The sequence below is a fragment of the Acidovorax sp. FJL06 genome (genome assembly GCF_003852545.1).
Lineage (GTDB): Bacteria > Pseudomonadota > Gammaproteobacteria > Burkholderiales > Burkholderiaceae_C > Acidovorax.
The window spans coordinates 1534-1870 of record NZ_QAJR01000022.1; the positions used below are offsets into that span (position 1 = coordinate 1534).

2 pseudogenes are annotated in these 337 nt (G+C 64.1%); both read right to left on the reverse strand.

What is annotated here, in order from left to right:
- Nucleotides 1-111 (reverse strand): annotated as a pseudogene (locus DBV10_RS23135) (6,7-dimethyl-8-ribityllumazine synthase); the annotation flags it as partial.
- 18 nt (nt 112-129) lie between these two features.
- Nucleotides 130-337: pseudogene (locus tag DBV10_RS23140) on the reverse strand (bifunctional 3,4-dihydroxy-2-butanone-4-phosphate synthase/GTP cyclohydrolase II); the annotation flags it as partial.

Consider the following 337-nt stretch of genomic DNA (forward strand, 5'->3'; position numbering starts at 1 on the left):
GGCGGCGGCCAGGGTGTTGGTGATGCCTTCATTGAAGCGGGCCTGCACGATGCCGATGTGCAGCTTCTTGCCGTCCAATTTGTCTGCGGTGCCTTTGTCTGCGCCAAACATAGTCGTAGTCCTGTTCTTTTATTCTTTGGGGATGAAACCGGTGATTTCGAGGCCGTAGCCCGCCATGCTGGGCATGCGGCGGGGCTGGCCCATGAGGGCCATCTTGTGCACGCCGCATTCGCGCAGGATCTGTGCGCCCACGCCGTAGGTGCGCAGGTCCATGCGGCCACGCTCGGGGGCTTGTGCCGCGCGGGCCGTGCCTTCGAACTGGGCCAGCAGCTGGGCG